Origin of the sequence: Terrimesophilobacter mesophilus (assembly GCF_014200375.1) — a bacterium.
In the GTDB taxonomy this organism is placed as follows: Bacteria; Actinomycetota; Actinomycetes; order Actinomycetales; family Microbacteriaceae; genus Terrimesophilobacter; species Terrimesophilobacter mesophilus.
This window is the reverse complement of sequence record NZ_JACHBP010000001.1, coordinates 1,640,315-1,654,954: the sequence shown is the minus strand read 5'-3', so window position 1 is coordinate 1,654,954 and position 14,640 is coordinate 1,640,315. Positions and strand designations below refer to the sequence as shown.

At 68.3% G+C, this 14,640-nt stretch carries 15 protein-coding genes; 4 read left to right on the top strand and 11 right to left on the bottom strand.

The genetic code is table 11. From position 1 onward, the window contains the following. Positions 1–2 precede the first annotated feature (2 nt). A complete protein-coding gene (gene cls, locus BKA04_RS08280) occupies positions 3–1,466 on the top strand; it encodes a cardiolipin synthase (RefSeq protein WP_104095993.1) in 1,464 nt (487 codons plus the stop codon). Here the strand turns inward: cls and BKA04_RS08275 are convergent. The 3 genes from BKA04_RS08275 to ubiE are packed head-to-tail and all read right to left on the bottom strand — an operon-like array spanning position 1,447 to position 4,648. Beyond that, positions 1,447–2,829 (bottom strand): FAD-dependent oxidoreductase, encoded by a 1,383-nt coding sequence (locus BKA04_RS08275; RefSeq protein ID WP_104095992.1) that lies wholly within the window; start codon positions 2,827–2,829, stop codon positions 1,447–1,449. The genes cls and BKA04_RS08275 overlap by 20 nt on opposite strands. Before the next feature lie 8 nt (positions 2,830–2,837). After that, a complete protein-coding gene (locus BKA04_RS08270) occupies positions 2,838–3,911 on the bottom strand; it encodes a polyprenyl synthetase family protein (protein WP_232842009.1) in 1,074 nt (357 codons plus the stop codon). Continuing rightward, positions 3,908–4,648, bottom strand: a complete 741-nt coding sequence (gene ubiE / locus BKA04_RS08265; protein WP_104095991.1) for a bifunctional demethylmenaquinone methyltransferase/2-methoxy-6-polyprenyl-1,4-benzoquinol methylase UbiE — start codon at positions 4,646–4,648, stop codon at positions 3,908–3,910. The genes BKA04_RS08270 and ubiE overlap by 4 nt, the downstream gene beginning before the upstream one ends. Before the next feature lie 70 nt (positions 4,649–4,718). Here ubiE and BKA04_RS08260 point away from each other — a divergent pair, with 70 nt between their 5' ends. Further along, complete coding sequence (locus BKA04_RS08260) at positions 4,719–5,960, top strand: isochorismate synthase (protein ID WP_333473437.1); 1,242 nt, start codon at positions 4,719–4,721, stop codon at positions 5,958–5,960. Positions 5,961–5,966: 6 nt separating this feature from the next. Here the strand turns inward: BKA04_RS08260 and BKA04_RS08255 are convergent, their stop codons facing one another. The 3 genes from BKA04_RS08255 to BKA04_RS08245 are packed head-to-tail and all read right to left on the bottom strand — an operon-like array spanning position 5,967 to position 8,956. Beyond that, the gene (locus tag BKA04_RS08255; RefSeq protein ID WP_104095989.1) at positions 5,967–6,818 is read right to left on the bottom strand and encodes a PPK2 family polyphosphate kinase; all 852 of its coding nucleotides are present in this window, start codon (positions 6,816–6,818) and stop codon (positions 5,967–5,969) included. Between the two features lie 51 nt (positions 6,819–6,869). Beyond that, the gene (gene menD, locus BKA04_RS08250; RefSeq protein WP_104095988.1) at positions 6,870–8,621 is read right to left on the bottom strand and encodes a 2-succinyl-5-enolpyruvyl-6-hydroxy-3-cyclohexene-1-carboxylic-acid synthase; all 1,752 of its coding nucleotides are present in this window, start codon (positions 8,619–8,621) and stop codon (positions 6,870–6,872) included. Further along, on the bottom strand, positions 8,618–8,956 hold the full coding sequence (locus BKA04_RS08245; protein WP_104096700.1) for a PLDc N-terminal domain-containing protein: 339 nt from the start codon (positions 8,954–8,956) through the stop codon (positions 8,618–8,620). The genes menD and BKA04_RS08245 overlap by 4 nt, the downstream gene beginning before the upstream one ends. 78 nt (positions 8,957–9,034) lie before the next feature. On the opposite strand from BKA04_RS08245, the gene BKA04_RS08240 reads away from it, so the two are divergent. Then, positions 9,035–9,322: a DUF4229 domain-containing protein gene (locus tag BKA04_RS08240; RefSeq protein ID WP_104095987.1), complete on the top strand. Its 288-nt coding sequence runs from the start codon at positions 9,035–9,037 to the stop codon at positions 9,320–9,322. Here BKA04_RS08240 and BKA04_RS08235 read toward each other — a convergent pair. The 4 genes from BKA04_RS08235 to BKA04_RS12040 form a co-directional block, all read right to left on the bottom strand. Next, positions 9,319–10,398: a 1,4-dihydroxy-2-naphthoate polyprenyltransferase gene (locus BKA04_RS08235; protein WP_232842007.1), complete on the bottom strand. Its 1,080-nt coding sequence runs from the start codon at positions 10,396–10,398 to the stop codon at positions 9,319–9,321. The genes BKA04_RS08240 and BKA04_RS08235 overlap by 4 nt on opposite strands. A gap of 9 nt (positions 10,399–10,407) precedes the next feature. Then, positions 10,408–11,544, bottom strand: a complete 1,137-nt coding sequence (locus BKA04_RS08230; protein WP_333473436.1) for an AMP-binding protein — start codon at positions 11,542–11,544, stop codon at positions 10,408–10,410. A 73-nt stretch (positions 11,545–11,617) separates the two neighbouring features. Beyond that, a complete protein-coding gene (locus BKA04_RS08225) occupies positions 11,618–12,502 on the bottom strand; it encodes a 1,4-dihydroxy-2-naphthoyl-CoA synthase (protein ID WP_167309704.1) in 885 nt (294 codons plus the stop codon). Continuing rightward, positions 12,502–12,831, bottom strand: a complete 330-nt coding sequence (locus BKA04_RS12040) for a hypothetical protein (RefSeq protein WP_104095984.1) — start codon at positions 12,829–12,831, stop codon at positions 12,502–12,504. Before BKA04_RS12040 ends, BKA04_RS08225 begins: the two co-directional genes overlap by 1 nt. An 84-nt stretch (positions 12,832–12,915) precedes the next feature. Between BKA04_RS12040 and BKA04_RS08215 the strand changes: the two genes are divergently transcribed. Continuing rightward, a complete protein-coding gene (locus BKA04_RS08215; protein ID WP_104095983.1) occupies positions 12,916–13,893 on the top strand; it encodes an o-succinylbenzoate synthase in 978 nt (325 codons plus the stop codon). Here BKA04_RS08215 and BKA04_RS08210 read toward each other — a convergent pair. Then, a complete protein-coding gene (locus BKA04_RS08210) occupies positions 13,890–14,615 on the bottom strand; it encodes a hypothetical protein (RefSeq protein ID WP_104095982.1) in 726 nt (241 codons plus the stop codon). The genes BKA04_RS08215 and BKA04_RS08210 overlap by 4 nt on opposite strands. Positions 14,616–14,640: the final 25 nt, after the last annotated feature.

Here is a 14,640-nt window from a genome sequence, read left to right as displayed (position 1 = left end):
CCGTGGAAGGTACGAACCTCGCGTTCTGGATCGCGGGCATCCTCGTCGCGATCGACTTCGTCATCCGTGTCGTCTCCATCGTCGTCATCCCGCGCAACCGCAGGCCCCAGACCGCCATGGCGTGGCTGCTCGCCATCTTCTTCCTCCCCTATATCGGGATCCTGCTGTTCCTCGTGCTCGGCAGCCGGCACCTGCCGAAGGGCAGGCGCGACAAGCAGGACGAGATCAACCGCTACATCCTGGACACCACGGAGGGCATCGACCAGCTGAGCCACGAGCATCCGTGGCCGGAATGGCTCGAACCGATCGCCACACTCAACCGAAACCTGGGCGCCATGCCGCTCGTCGGCGGCAACGACGCCAGGCTTCACCCCGACTATCTCGAATCCCTCCAGGCGATGACGGATGCCGTGGGCAAGGCGAAGAGGTACGTGCACTCGGAGTTCTACATCATGTCGCTGGACGACACGACGGCGCCGTACTTCGACGCGCTCGAGGCGGCCGCCGCCCGCGGGGTGACGGTGCGGGTGCTGCTCGACCACGTCGCATCGCTGCGCTATCCGGGGTATCGGCGCACCATCCGTCGCCTCAAGTCGATGGGTGTGCAATGGCGGCTCATGCTGCCGTTCCAGCCCCTGCGCTGGAAATTCCAGCGACTCGACCTGCGCAACCACCGCAAGCTGCTCGTGGTGGACGGCCTCGTCGCCTTCACGGGGTCGCAGAACATCATCGACTCGAGCTACAACAAGCGGTCGAACAAGCGGAGGGGCCTGCACTGGAAGGACCTCATGGTGCGGTTCGAGGGGCCGATCGTCGCCGGGATCAACGCCCTCTTCGTCACCGACTGGTATGCCGAGACCAACGAGCTGCTGACGCGGGAGACCGACCCGATCCGTGAGTTGACGGTCAAGGACCGGGTGGGCGCGCAGGTCGTGCCGAGTGGGCCATCCTTCGACGGCGAGAACAATCTGCGGTTGTTCAACTCACTGCTCTACGCGGCGCAGGAGCGCATCATCATCTGCAGCCCGTACTTCGTGCCGGACGAGTCGATGCTCTATGCGATCACCACAGCAGCCCAGAGCGGGCTCGACGTGCAGCTCTTCGTCTCCGAGATCGGGGACCAGCCGGTCGTGTACCACGCGCAGCGCAGCTACTACGAGGCACTGTTGAAGGCTGGAGTTCGCATCTGGCTGTACCGGTCGCCCACCGTGCTGCACCCCAAGCACTTCACGATCGACGACCAGGTGGCCGTCATCGGTTCGAGCAACATGGACATGCGCTCCTTCAGCCTCAACCTGGAGATCTCCGTCATGGTGCGCGGCCACTCGTTCGTGCGGAAGTTGCGAACGCTGGAGGAGAGCTACCGGCAGAACAGCCGCGAACTGCACCTCGAGGAGTGGCTGGCGCGGCCGTTCTTCTCCCAGGTGCTCGACAACATCGCGAGGCTCACGTCGGCTGTGCAGTAGCCGGGGGGTCGGAGATCTCCACCATCTCTTCGCGCGGGACGACCTTGACCCGCTCCCGCTGCTGAGCCTCACCGAGGGCGCGCTCGTGCGCATCCAGCCGGTGCCAGCCCTGAACCGTCGTGTACCGGATGCCTCGCGCCTCGAGCATGCGCGGGATGGCGTCCGTGTCCGGCTCTGAGGGCGACCACCACTCCGACTGGTCTCCCAGGAGCGCCTGCACCGTCTCCATGGCGTCGCTCTTGGTCGCGCCGATGAGACCGACCGGACCGCGCTTGATCCAGCCGCTCGCGTAGACGCCGTGCACCCGCTCGTCCTCGTCGTCGATCGCTCGGCCCGCACGGTTCGGGATGACGCCGCGGCGGTCGTCGAACGGCACCCCGTCCAGCGGGCTTCCGAAGTAGCCGACCGCCCGGTACACCGCGTCGACCGGGAACTCCCGGAACTCGCCCGTCCCGTGGGCGCCGCCCTCGCCATCCGGCGCCGTGCGCTCGACGCGGAGCCCCGTGACGCGATCGGACCCGAGAATCTCGGCCGGCCTCGAATAGAAGTGAAGGTGAATCCGGCGCGAGGCCCGTCCGGTCTCGCGGGAGCGCCACTCGGTGAGAATCCGGTTGATGACGAGCAACTGCTTGCTCGTCGCGATCGACCGCTCATCCGACTCGTCGACGCCGAAGTCGGCGTCGTCGAGGATGATGTCCACATCGCGCAGCTCCCCGAGCTCGCGCAGTTCGAGCGGCGTGAACCGCACCTGGATCGGTCCGCGCCGACCGAAGATGTGCACGTCCGTGATGGGCGAGGCGACGAGCCGGTCGTAGACGTTCGCGGGAACCTCGGTGGGGAGGAGATCCTCGGCGTGCTTCGCGAGCATCCGCGCCACATCGAGCGCAACATTGCCGTTGCCGATCACCGCGGCGGACGTGTGGTCGAGCGGCCAGTCGCGCGGAACATCCGGATGCCCGTCGTACCAGCTCACGAACTGGCTCGCCCCGAAGCTCCCCAGCAGCTCGATCCCCGGGATGTCGAGCTCGGCATCCCGAATCGCCCCGGTCGTGAAGATCACGGCGTTGTAGTGCCGTTTGAGGTCATCGAGCGTGATGTCGGTGCCGAAGCGGACGTTGCCGAAGAAGCGGATGTTGCCGCCATCGAGAACATCGCGCAGCGCGTTGACGATCCCTTTGATGCGCGGATGGTCGGGCGCGACCCCGTACCGGACGAGCCCATACGGAGCGGGGAGCTGCTCGAAGAGGTCGATCGATACCTGGAACGGGCGCTCCGCCTTGAGCAGCAGATCGGCGGCGTAGATGCCGGCCGGCCCCGCACCGACGATGGCCACGCGTAATACCGGTTTCTGCCGCTCGCTCACGCCGCGCCTCAGTTCGAACGCTCGACGAGCGTGTCCGCGAACTTCGTCAGGGCCCTGCGCACCGGGCCATCCGGAAGCACCGACAGCGCGGCGATCCCTTCGTGCGCCCAGCGGTGCGCCTCATCGAGGGTCTCGCGGGTCACCGCGTGAGCCTTGAGCGCGGCAATCGCCTCATCGAATTCCAGGGTCGTCGTCTCACCGCTGCGCACACCGTGATCGATTCTGGCGAGCAGGACCGCATCATCCGGATTGCCGACCGCACGCTTCCGCAGCTTCAGCAGCGGCAGCGTCGCCACCCCGGAACGCAGGTCGGTGCCCGGCGACTTGCCGGTCTCCTCCAGGTCGCCGGAGAGGTCGATGACGTCGTCGATCAGCTGGAATGCGACCCCGATCTTCTCCCCGAACTCGCGCACCGGATCCTCGAACTCCTCCGGCGCACTCGAGAAGATGACCCCGACCTGAGCGGCCGCTGCGATGAGCGAACCGGTCTTGTCGGCCAGGACCTGAAGGTAGTGCTCAATCGGGTCATCCTCCGGCGCAGGTCCGATCGTTTCGTGCAGCTGCCCGAGGCACAACCGTTCGAACGTGTCCGACTGCAGTTGGACGGCCTTGTCGCCGAGGCTCGCCACGAGCCTGCCCGCCCTGGCGAACAGAAGGTCGCCGGTGAGGATCGCAACCGAGTTGCCCCACACCGTCTGCACGCTCGGAACCCCGCGTCGCACATCCGCATCGTCCATGACGTCGTCGTGGTACAGCGAGGCGAGATGGGTGATCTCCATCGCCTGCGCGGCGATGATCACCTTCGGGGTGTTTCCGATCCCCAACTGCGCGGTGAGAAGAGCGAGCGTCGGCCGGATGCGCTTGCCGCCGGCGTCGAACAGGTAGCGGGCCGTCACGTCCGCCAGGTTGTCGGCGAACTCCATCTCGGCGAGCAGACCGGACTCGACCTGCTTGAGGCCCTCCTCGAGCGCGACCGCGAATCGACGGTCATCCGCGGAGGCGAACAGTGTCTCGCCGAGACCGAACGTCGACTGAAGTTTGTGACGGCGGCGAAGCTGTTGAATCTCCTGCGGCGAACTCAACTCGGGGGCGCTTCCGGAACGGACGCTTTCGCCCTCTGTTTGCGCTCCGGCTTGTGCCCACGGTGGAGGGCCACGATGCCGGAGGTGAGATTGCGGTACGCGACGCGGGTGAATCCGGCGCCGCGCAGCCACTGGCTGAGGGTGCCCTGGTCCGGCCAGTCGCTGATCGACTCGGCGAGATAGCTGTATGCCTCGGGGTTCGAGCTCGCCAGGTCGACGACGCGCGGCATCACGTGCCTCAGGTACACGCCGTAGCCTGCGCGCAGGAGCGCGTGCGGCGGTGTGGAGAACTCGCACACGACGAGCCGGCCGCCGGGCTTCATCACCCGATACATCTCCTTGAGCGCCTTGCGGGGATCCTTGACGTTGCGCAGTCCGAAAGAGATCGTGACGGCGTCGAACTCGCCCGTGCGGAACGGAAGAGCCATCGCATCCGCCTGCACGAACTCGATCTTCGGATGTCGCCTGCGGCCCACCTCGATCATCCCCGGCGAGAAATCCGCTGCGACCACCTCGGCACCGGACCTGGCGATCGCCGCAGAACTCGTTCCGGTGCCTGCGGCGATGTCGAGAATCCGCTCGCCCGACTGCGGAGCGATCGCGCGCACGGTCTGAAGACGCCAGAGCCACGAGTTGCCGACCGAGAGCACGGCGTTCGTACGGTCGTATTTCGGGGCGACCTCGTCGAACATCGCGGCAACCTCATCGGGTTGCTTGCTGAGATCCGCCGTGGCCATGCCCCCAGTCTATTCGGCCACCCCGACCGCCTGCCGCGCCCGCGGCGACGGCTACGCTGGATCTGTGAGCGTGCCGGAGCAGACTGTCCCCGCCCTCACGGTGTCGACCGTCGCCATCGACGATGTGGAGTCGACTCTCGAACTGCTGCCCCCCCGTCGGCAGCTCCTCTGGCTGCGTCGCGGCGACGGCATGGCAGGTTTCGGCGAAGCGGCCAGACTCGAATTCTCCGGGCCGACGAGAATGACGGATGCCGCGGCCGCCTGGCGCCGCGTCGCCGCAGCCGCGAGCGTCGAGGACGGCATCGGGGTGCCTGGCTCCGGTCTCATCGCGTTCGGTGCGTTCGCGTTCTCCGACCACTCTCCGGCGACGAGCGTCCTCGTGGTCCCGTCCGTCGTACTGGGCCGTCGGAACGGGCGTGCCTGGCTGACGCGCATCCGGGCGGGGAACGACATCGACGCACCCGTTCCCTCGACGCGCTCCGCGGTTCACTCCGCCCCTGTGGCGTTCACCGCCGGCGCCCTCCCCCCGGATGCCTTCCTCGCGGCGGTCGATGCAGCACTCAACAGGATCGACGGTGTCGGCCTCAGCAAGGTCGTCCTGGCGCGGGAGATCGTCGGTCGCCTCACCGGGCCGGCCGACACGGCCGCTGTGCTCTCCGCACTCGCGACCGGTTACCCCGACTGCTGGACGTTCGCGGTCGACGACTTCCTCGGGTCGAGCCCGGAGACCCTCGTGGCTGTGACGAAGCGCACGGTGACCGCGCGCGTGCTCGCCGGCAGCGCCGCCCGCGGAACGGATGCCGCGACGGACCAGCAGGCATCCCTCGCTCTCGCGACGTCGGCGAAGGACCAGGACGAGCATCAGTACGCCGTGCAGAGCGTACTCGCCGCCCTTCGGCCGCACAGCCCCGGTGTGACATCGAGCGAGCAGCCGTTCACGCTCCGACTTCCCAACCTGTGGCACCTTGCAAGCGATGTGGAGGGTACCGTCGCCGACGGCTCGAGTTCGCTCGACCTCATCGATGCGCTGCATCCCACCGCGGCGGTCGCCGGCACGCCGACACCGGCAGCCGTGGCGCTCATCGAGGAGCTGGAGCCGTTCGACCGCGGACGCTATGCCGGGCCGGTCGGCTGGGTCGGTGGCGACGGCGACGGCGAATGGGCGATCGCCCTGCGGTGCTGCCAGGTCGAGCCGGATGGCACCGTGCGCGCGTATGCGGGAGCGGGCATCGTCGCCGAGTCGGTTGCGGAGCACGAACTCGCAGAGACCTCGCTCAAGTTCCGCCCCATCGTCGAGGCGTTCGCCGGCTAGCGGTCGCTAGGACTCTGCGAGCCGCTTCTTCTCCTCTTCGATATCGAAGGTCGCGGCGGGCCACTGAGGATCGAGCCGTCGAAGGGCGTCGAGCAGAAGCCGCTGCACGGCGACGCGGGCGTACCACTTGTGGTCCGCGGGGACCACGTACCAGGGGGCGTCATCCGTCGACGTGCGCTCGAGCGCGACCTGGTAGGCCTTCTGATATTCGGGCCAGAGCGCCCGCTCGTCGAGATCGCCCGGGTTGTACTTCCAGTGCTTGTCCGCGCGCTCGAGCCGCTCCGCGAGCCTCGCACGCTGCTCACCGGGACTGATGTGCAGCATGACCTTGATGATGGTCGTGCCCGATGCAGCGAGTTCGCTCTCGAAGGCGATGATCTGCCCGTACCGTGCCTCGATCACCTCCGCGGGGGCGAGGCTGCGCACGCGGGCGATGAGCACATCCTCGTAGTGCGAACGGTCGAACACGCCGATGACACCCGCACCGGGAAGCTGCCGTCGAATCCGCCAGAGGAAGTCGTGTTCGAGCTCCTCCGGCGTCGGCTTCTTGAACCCGTACACCTTCGAGCCCTGCGGGTCGATCGCACCGACGACGTGCCGGATGACGCCGCCCTTGCCTGCCGTGTCCATCGCCTGGAGGACGAGCAGAACCCTGCGGACACCCCCGGAGCGGCTCTCCGCGTAGAGACGCTCCTGCAGCTCGGAGAGTTCGTCGGATGCGTCAGCGAGAACGCTCTGGCCATCGTGCTTGTCGCCGCTGAACGCCGGGGTCGAGGACGGGTCGACCTTCGACAGGTCGAAACCGGTGCTCACCGCGAGCAACGGTGCCGGATCCGATTCCCAGTGTCGCTTCGACATGTGCCGATGGTAGCCGTTTGCCTGCCGCGATGGGGATTCAGAGGTGGCCCGTCAGCGCCCCAGCGGGATCTCGATGACGGTCCTGCCTCCGCTGCTGAGCGCCTCGTCGAGTTCCCCCCGATTGTTCACGAGGCGGTAGTTCCATCCGTACGCCTCGGCGAGCGCCGCGGGTTTCGCCGTGTGCGGCGTGTAGAGCACGCGATCGAAGGCGCCGCCGTCCGCGGTCGCCGCAACCTCGAGGGAGTCGAAGATCGTTCCCCCTCCGTCGTTGCCGACGATCAACTGGATGCGTGGTTCCGGTTCCCCCGGCGCGGCAAGCAGCGAGCCGACATCGTGCAGGAATGCAAGGTCGCCGAGCACCACCCGCGTCGTGCCCGCCGCAGCGTGACCGGCATCCGCTCGCCCGGCATCCGCCGCGAACTGGCTCGCGAGCGAGATCCCGATCGCGGTCGCGATGGTCCCGTCGATCCCGGCCAGACCGCGATTCGCATGCACCCGGATGTTCTTGCCCGCCACGATGCGGTCGGCCTCCCGGATGAGCCTCGACGAGGCGAAGACCAGGCGGTCATGCGGCCAGGTGGCCTGCCACACGGCCTCCACGAGCATCCGGCGCGACACCGCTTCGCGGAACACGGCGAGCTGCGTCTTCGTGAACTCCCTCACCGCTGCGGGGTCGTCGGTGCGGGCGAACGCGGGGTCGCCGCCGGTCGCCGCAGCGCCGGATGACCCTGCATCGGATGACTCCGCCAGCATGGCCCTGCTCGCCATGACCCAGCCGCCCAGCCAGCCCGTATCGGCCGCACCGACGGGCTCCGCGACGCTGATCGACTCGACGATCCTCGCCGCACGATGCCCGGGGTTGTAGGCCTCCGCCGTCATGCCGCGCACGACGATGGTCTCCACGTCATCCCTCTCGATGAGCGCGGGCACCTCGCGACTGAGAGTCGGATGTCCGAAGACGATCACACGGCGAATGCTTCCACCGAACTCGGGCCGCGCGAGCAGCTCCCGATAGGCGACGATGAGGTTGCGGCCGAAGCGGGCACCGCTCGACACCTCGGCGATGAGCGGTGCGTAGAGGGCCCTCGCGGCGTCCTCCGCCGCGGGTCCGGCGCCGTGCCCGGCCACGACGACCGTGCCCGGTTCGATCCGCAGGGCCTCGGCGGAGCCCGTCGCCGGCGGGGCAGCGACTGCAGCTGCCACATCCACGCCAGCCGCGAGCCCGTCGAGGATCGACGCATCGAACCTGCCGGAGAGCGGTTCGCGGAACGCGATATCGACCTGCACCGGCCCCGGGCTGCCGGAATGGCCGACGGCCGCCGAATACGCCGCACGAGCGAGTTCACCGGGGAACCCGGGGTCGAAACCGCCAACGCTCGGAGCCTCGACCTCGCGGGCGAACCGCACGAAGTCCCCGAACATCCCGAGCTGGGTCGTGGTCTGGTTCGAACCGATGCCGCGGAGCTCCGCCGGGCGGTCGGCGGTCAGGAGGATCATCGGCACGCCGGAGTGGTGCGCCTCCAGGACGGCGGGCAGCAGGTTGGCCACCGCGGTACCGGAGGTCGTGATGACCGCTGCCGGCACGCCGGATTCGACGGCGAGGCCGAGCGCGAGGAATCCTGCTCCGCGTTCATCGATGCGCACCGAGACGGTCAGGAGCCCCGCACGCTCGAACTCGACGGCGGCGAGCGCCAGGGCCTGCGAGCGCGATCCGGGACTGACGACGACGTGGCGAACCCCCGCACGCACCAGTTCCGCGAGCACAGCCGCCGAGAACTCGGAAGCCGTACCGGTCGACGTCATGTGTCGCGTGAATCGTCGTCGAGGTCGGCGATCTCCTTCTCGAGCTGACGGATGCGCTCCTCCTGCTCCGCGTCGGCGGCGATGCTGCGCAGGAACGTCGGGTCGTCATCCGGAGCGCGATCCACCCGGATTCCGCCACGGCCGCCGCTGCGGTCCTTGCCGACGATGAACCAGAGCGCGCCGCCGACGACACTGAGCAGGATGACGACGACGACCCACGCGCCCTTCGGGATGCCCCGTGCACGTCGGGCATCCGTGAGAGCGCAGTCGATGACGGCGTAGACCCAGAAGCCGATCGCCAGAGCGCCGACGGCAAGAGTCAGAAAGGCCCGCATGTGCTGATTGTAGGCCAGCATCCCGTGCCGGTGCCGAGCGCGGGGCGTTCTCACGACGAGCCGACCTAGACTGGGACGGTGAGTGCGTCGCGCCGGATCGTCGTCTATTCGATCCTCAGGGTCCTGCTGTTCGCCGTCCCGTTCGTGATCTTCATGGTGCTCGGGATCTGGTGGTGGGTTTCCGCCCTCGTGGCCGCCGTGATCGCAGCCTGCCTCTCCTACCTCTTCCTCACGCAGCAGCGGAATGAGGTTGCGACAGTCGTGCAATCGTGGGGCAGGGGCTCGAACCGCGATGCGGACAACGACCTGGAGAACGCGGCCCTCGACCGGGACTCAGCGAACACCGACGACGGGGATCGACCCTAGAACGCGATCGTGCAGGCGAGCCACACTCCGTAGATGAGCGCGGTCAGGCTCGTCAGTTTCAGAGCGAGCAGGAACTCCTTCGGCGTCTTCGCCGTGAGCACGATGATGACCGCCGGAATGGCGAGCAGCAGTGTGAAATAGACGAGGTACGAGTTCTGGTAGAGGAGAACGAAGAAGCCGAGCAGCACGAACGGCAGCAGCACGAACACCGCGAAAAGGATGCGCGAAGTCAGGCCGCCGACGAGCACCGAGAGCGTGCGCTTGCCGGCCGACCGGTCCTGGTCGAGGTCGCGCAGGTTGTTCGCCATGAGCACCGCGCAGGCCAGCAGCCCGGCGGCGACACCGGCGATCCAGCTCTCCAGGTTCACCGTTCCGACCTGCACGAAGGTCGTGCCCGCCGTCGCCACGATGCCGAAGAACACGAACACGAAGACCTCGCCGAGCCCGTAATATCCGTACGGATGCTTCCCGCCGGTGTAGAACCAGGCGGCGAGCACGCATACTGCACCGACCGCGAGCATCCAGTACTGGCCGCTGAGGACCACGACGGCGACGCCGGCGAGTGCTGCGACGGCGAAGAAGAACAGGGCGACCGCGAGAACGGTCCTCGGTTTCGCCGCTCCGGACCCGGTGAGCCTCGACGGGCCGACGCGGTGCGCGTCCGTGCCGCGGATGCCATCCGAATAGTCGTTCGCGTAGTTGACGCCGATCTGCAAGCCGAGGGCGACGGCGAGGCACAGGAGTGCGCGCACCCAGTGCCAGTCCTCGAATCCGGTTGCCGCGTGTGCCGCGGCCGTGCCCAGTGCGACGGGGGCGATGGCCAGCGGCAGAGTGCGGATGCGTGCCCCGGCGACCCAGTCGCCGAATGTGGCCTTGTGGACGACGGGGACCGGCGACCGGCCGCCGGGGCGTCCACCCTTGCGCTTCGCCTGCTTCGCCGGCTTCTTCTTCTCGTAGGTGGGAGTCTCGGCTGCGCGTTGTTTCGACGACTGCTTGACCGGTTCCCGCACGGCGCCCTTCACAGGCGTCTTCGACGGGTCGATCCTCTGCATCTTCGGGTTGCTGTTCCTGGCCACGACACGATCTTACTGAGGCTCGGCCGCCGCCCGGCGCGCGAGCGCCATCCGGTCGGGCTTGCCGCTCGGCAGGAGTGGAATCGAATCGACGACGAGGATGCCCGCCGGCCGCGCCTCCCTGCCCAGCGCGCTCGCGACGGCGGACCGCGCAGCAGCCAGTGAACCGGACCCCGCGGTGACGATGACCGGAACCTCGCCCCAGCGGTCATCCGGACGGCCGACGACGACCGCATCCGCGAAACCGTCGAGAGATGCCACGACGCCTTCGACTGCCGCGAGCGAGACCTTCACCCCGCCCGAGATGATGATGTCGTCGATCCGGCCGGTCACGTGCAGCACGCCGTCGATGAGTGTCCCGGAGTCCGAAGTGCGGTACCAGCGGCCGGTGTCGTCGGTGAAGAAGTCTCGCGCCGTGCGCTCGTCGTCCAGCAGGTAGCCCTCCGCGAGCATGGGCCCGCCGAGCACGACCTCGCCGTCGACGATGCGCACGGCAGTCCGCCCGATCGGAACGCCGTCGTAGACGCATCCGCCGCTCGTCTCGCTCGAGCCGTAGCTGCGGGTGACGTTGAGTCCGAGCTCGAGCGCCTGAGCCAGCAACCCGACAGGCGTCGACTGACCGCCGACGAGGATGCGGCTGAAGCTGCGCAGGGGCTCCAGCGCGGACTCCATGCCGAGGAGCGCCGCGAGCTGGGCGGGCACGAGCGACGTGTAGCGCACGGGATCCTCCATCCGGGACGCCGCCTCGACGAACGAGTGCGGCTCACCGTGCGCGCCGCGGGCGACGACCGGGTCGGTTCCGGCGACGATCGACCTGGCCAGGACGTTGATCCCGGCGATGTAGTGCGTCGGCAGGCACAGGAGCCACTGGCCGGCGCCTCCCAGGGCCTTCTCGGAGGCTCGGGCGTTCTCGAGTACCGCACCGGCGCTGAGTGCCACGCGCTTGGGCGTCCCCGTGGAACCGCTCGACTGCACGACGAGGGCGATGCGGTCGTCCACGTCGCCGGGCGGGGTCGCATGCCTCGTCCCCTCCGGCAGCGGCAGGATGGCCGGGCCGCCGGCGAGCGCACGCTGAAGGGCGGAGAACACCAGCTGGGGGTCGTCCTCCACGACGGTGAGCGTCCTGGACATCATCAGGCCTTCGCCCACGGTGGCGGTGGGGGAGTCGCCGCGCGCGTGACCACGAATGTGGCGCGGTTCGCGCGCACCGAGCCCTGCCGCATCAGAACTGCCAGGGGAACGCGGACCAGTCCGGCGGCCGCTTCTCGAGGAACGCGTCGCGACCCTCCACCGCCTCATCCGTCCCATAGGCGAGCCTCGTCGCCTCCCCGGCGAAGACCTGCTGGCCGACGAGCCCGTCGTCGACCGCGTTGAAGGCGAACTTCAGCATCCGGATGGAGGTCGGCGACTTGGTCAGGATCTCCTGCGCCCACTCATACGCCGTCGACTCGAGTTCGGCGTGCGGCACGACGGCGTTCACGGCACCGGTCTCGAGTGCGCGCTGCGCCGAATACTCCCGCGCGAGGAAGAAAACCTCGCGCGCGAACTTCTGCCCCACCTGGCGGGCGAAGTATGCACTGCCGTAACCCGCATCGAACGAGCCGACATCGGCATCCGTCTGCTTGAAGCGGGCATGCTCCGCGCTCGCGATCGTGAGGTCGCACACGACGTGGAGCGAGTGGCCCCCTCCTGCCGCCCAGCCGGGAACGACCGCGATGACGACCTTCGGCATGAACCGGATGAGGCGCTGCACCTCGAGGATGTGGAGGCGGCCCGGTGCGGCGGAATCCTGATACTCGTACCCACCGCGCCCGCGCACCCTCTGGTCGCCGCCGGAACAGAATGCCCAGCCGCCGTCCCTGGCACTCGGCCCGTTGCCCGTGAGCAGGACGACGCCGACGCGCGGATTCTGCCTCGCGTCGTCCAGTGCGTGGTAGAGCTCATCCACGGTTCCCGGCCGAAAAGCGTTGCGCACCTCCGGGCGGTTGAAGGCGACCCTCGCGACCCGCCCCGCACGATCGTGGTGATAAGTGATGTCGGAGAGGTCGCCGAATCCGTCGACGTCGACCCACCGCTCGGGATCGAAGAGCTCCGATACGCCGCCCATCACAGCGACCCGAAGAACGAGAGCACTCCGAGCAGGATGAGCGGGTTGGCGATGACGGAGACGATCATGGCGGCGATCCCCCACTCTCGATGCGGGCCGCGAATGGCGGCGATGAGCCCCAGGGCGAGCGGAATCGCCGTCACGACGACGAGGATCTGGCCGAGCGTCGTAGCCGCACCAGCCGACCCGCTGCTCGCGAGGTAGATGGCGACTCCTTCGAAGACGAGGACGACAATGGCGAGCCCGAACGCCGTCGAGGCGATCGGCAGCGGACGTCTCTCCGGTGTGACGGCGACGTCGCCGGTCGACCCAGGGAACTCGTCCAGCACCTGGCCACCTCCTGTCCGCCGCGCGCGACGGGGCGACACGCGCATCCTCAGGATATTGCACGCGAGTGCGGGCAGACTGGTCACGTGCATCCGACCCTCGACGAGCTGCTGCAGACCGCCAGGGTCGTCACCCTGCCTCTCGCCCGCCGGTTCAGGGGCATCGATATGCGCGAAGCGCTTCTCCTCGAGGGGCCTCAGGGCTGGACCGAGTTCTCACCGTTCGTCGAGTACGGGGATGCGGAGGCCTCGGCCTGGCTCGCGGCATCCATCGACTTCGGATGGTCAGAACCGCCGGCCGCCCTCCGCTCCTCGATCCGGGTCAATGCGACGCTCCCCGCTGTGAGCGTGGCAGAGGTGCCGGATGTCCTGGCCGGTTTCCCCGGCTGCCGCACGGTCAAGGTGAAGGTCGCCGAACGCGGCCAGACCCTCTCCGACGACATCGCCCGCGTGGCGGCCGCACGGGATGCCATCGGTGCCGTCGGTCGCATCCGGGTCGACGCCAACGGGTTGTGGAACGTCGATGAGGCCGAGCGCGCGATACGGGCCCTCGCCGAGATCGACCTCGAGTACGTCGAGCAGCCGTGTGCGAGCATCCGGGAACTCGGAGAGCTCCGCTCGAGGATCGCCGACCTCGGGGTCCCGATCGCCGCGGACGAGAGCGTGCGCAAGGCAAGCGATCCCCTCGCCGTCGCGCGGGCGGGCGCCGCGGACATTCTCGTGATCAAGGCCCAGCCGCTCGGAGGGGTGCACGCCGCCCTCCGCATGGCCGCGGAGGCAGGGCTGCCGGTCGTGGTGTCGAGCGCACTGGACACCTCCGTCGGTCTCGCCATGGGTGCGCAGCTCGCGGCAGCCATCCCCGACCTCGACTTCGATTGCGGGCTCGGAACGGCGGCGCTGCTCGCGGCGGATGTCACTGCCGCACCGTTGCGTCCCGTCGCCGGGTCGATCGATGTTCGGCGCGTACAGGTGGACCCCGAACTCCTCGACCGATACTCTGCCGACGACGACCGCCGCGACTGGTGGCGTGCGAGGCTCGAGCGCTGCTGGAGGCTTCTCGGCTAGTCCCTGTTGCGGCCGGGCACCGGCAGGATGTGGCCGCGATAGATCTCCGCGCGCCGCTCGAACTCCGCCCGGTCGGCCTGCTTGAGCATGAAGTCGCCGTGATAGGCGATCGAGAGGTACTCGGGCTCCCAGCCGAGAGACGCGACCGCATCCCTCGACGCGGCTGCGAGCGAACCGGTGTGGTCCTTCGTCAGGTCGAGGATCGTGAACTGCAGGCTGCCCCTGCTGACCTCGGGCGGGTGCCCGCCGAGCACCCACCTACCCTGGTCCTCGAGGGTGAATCCGCCGAAGTCCTGGAGTCCGTCCGGGCCGGTGACGTTCAGCAGTGCAGGCGTTCCGAACCCGTGGCGCTCCATGATCGCGGCGACAATGCTCACCGCACGACGCTTGTCGGCATCCGTTCGCAGTGTCCTGCTCGTCTGCCAGGTCACGCTGTCGTAGGTGTTCAGCAGCGAAGTGCCGTGGAAACGGTTCGACTCGTAGGCGACGACATCCTGCCCCTTCGCGCTCCAGGTGAAACCGAACTCCTTCGTGATGGCCGCGCGAACATCCTCCATCGCCGCGTCGACGCGGGGTTCCAGCTCCTCGACGGTCTCGTTCTTCAGAATCTGGTCAGTGGAGAACTGCGGCACACCCGGATATCGGCTCCACGGCTCCGCAGGGTCGGAGAAGATCTTCGCGAGGGCGACGATGCCGAACGTGCTGACGATCGATGCGACCACGACGAATATCAGCCATCCCCGCCAG

Excerpts from the sequence above, each read along its gene's own strand:
- ubiE (WP_104095991.1), bottom strand. The coding sequence starts at position 4,648 with ATGGCCACGGCGGATCTCAGCAAGCAACCCGATGAGGTTGCCGCGATG.
- BKA04_RS08255 (WP_104095989.1), bottom strand. The coding sequence starts at position 6,818 with ATGTCGAAGCGACACTGGGAATCGGATCCGGCACCGTTGCTCGCGGTG.
- menD (WP_104095988.1), bottom strand. The coding sequence starts at position 8,621 with ATGACGTCGACCGGTACGGCTTCCGAGTTCTCGGCGGCTGTGCTCGCG.
- BKA04_RS08245 (WP_104096700.1), bottom strand. The coding sequence starts at position 8,956 with ATGCGGGCCTTTCTGACTCTTGCCGTCGGCGCTCTGGCGATCGGCTTC.
- BKA04_RS08225 (WP_167309704.1), bottom strand. The coding sequence starts at position 12,502 with ATGGGCGGCGTATCGGAGCTCTTCGATCCCGAGCGGTGGGTCGACGTC.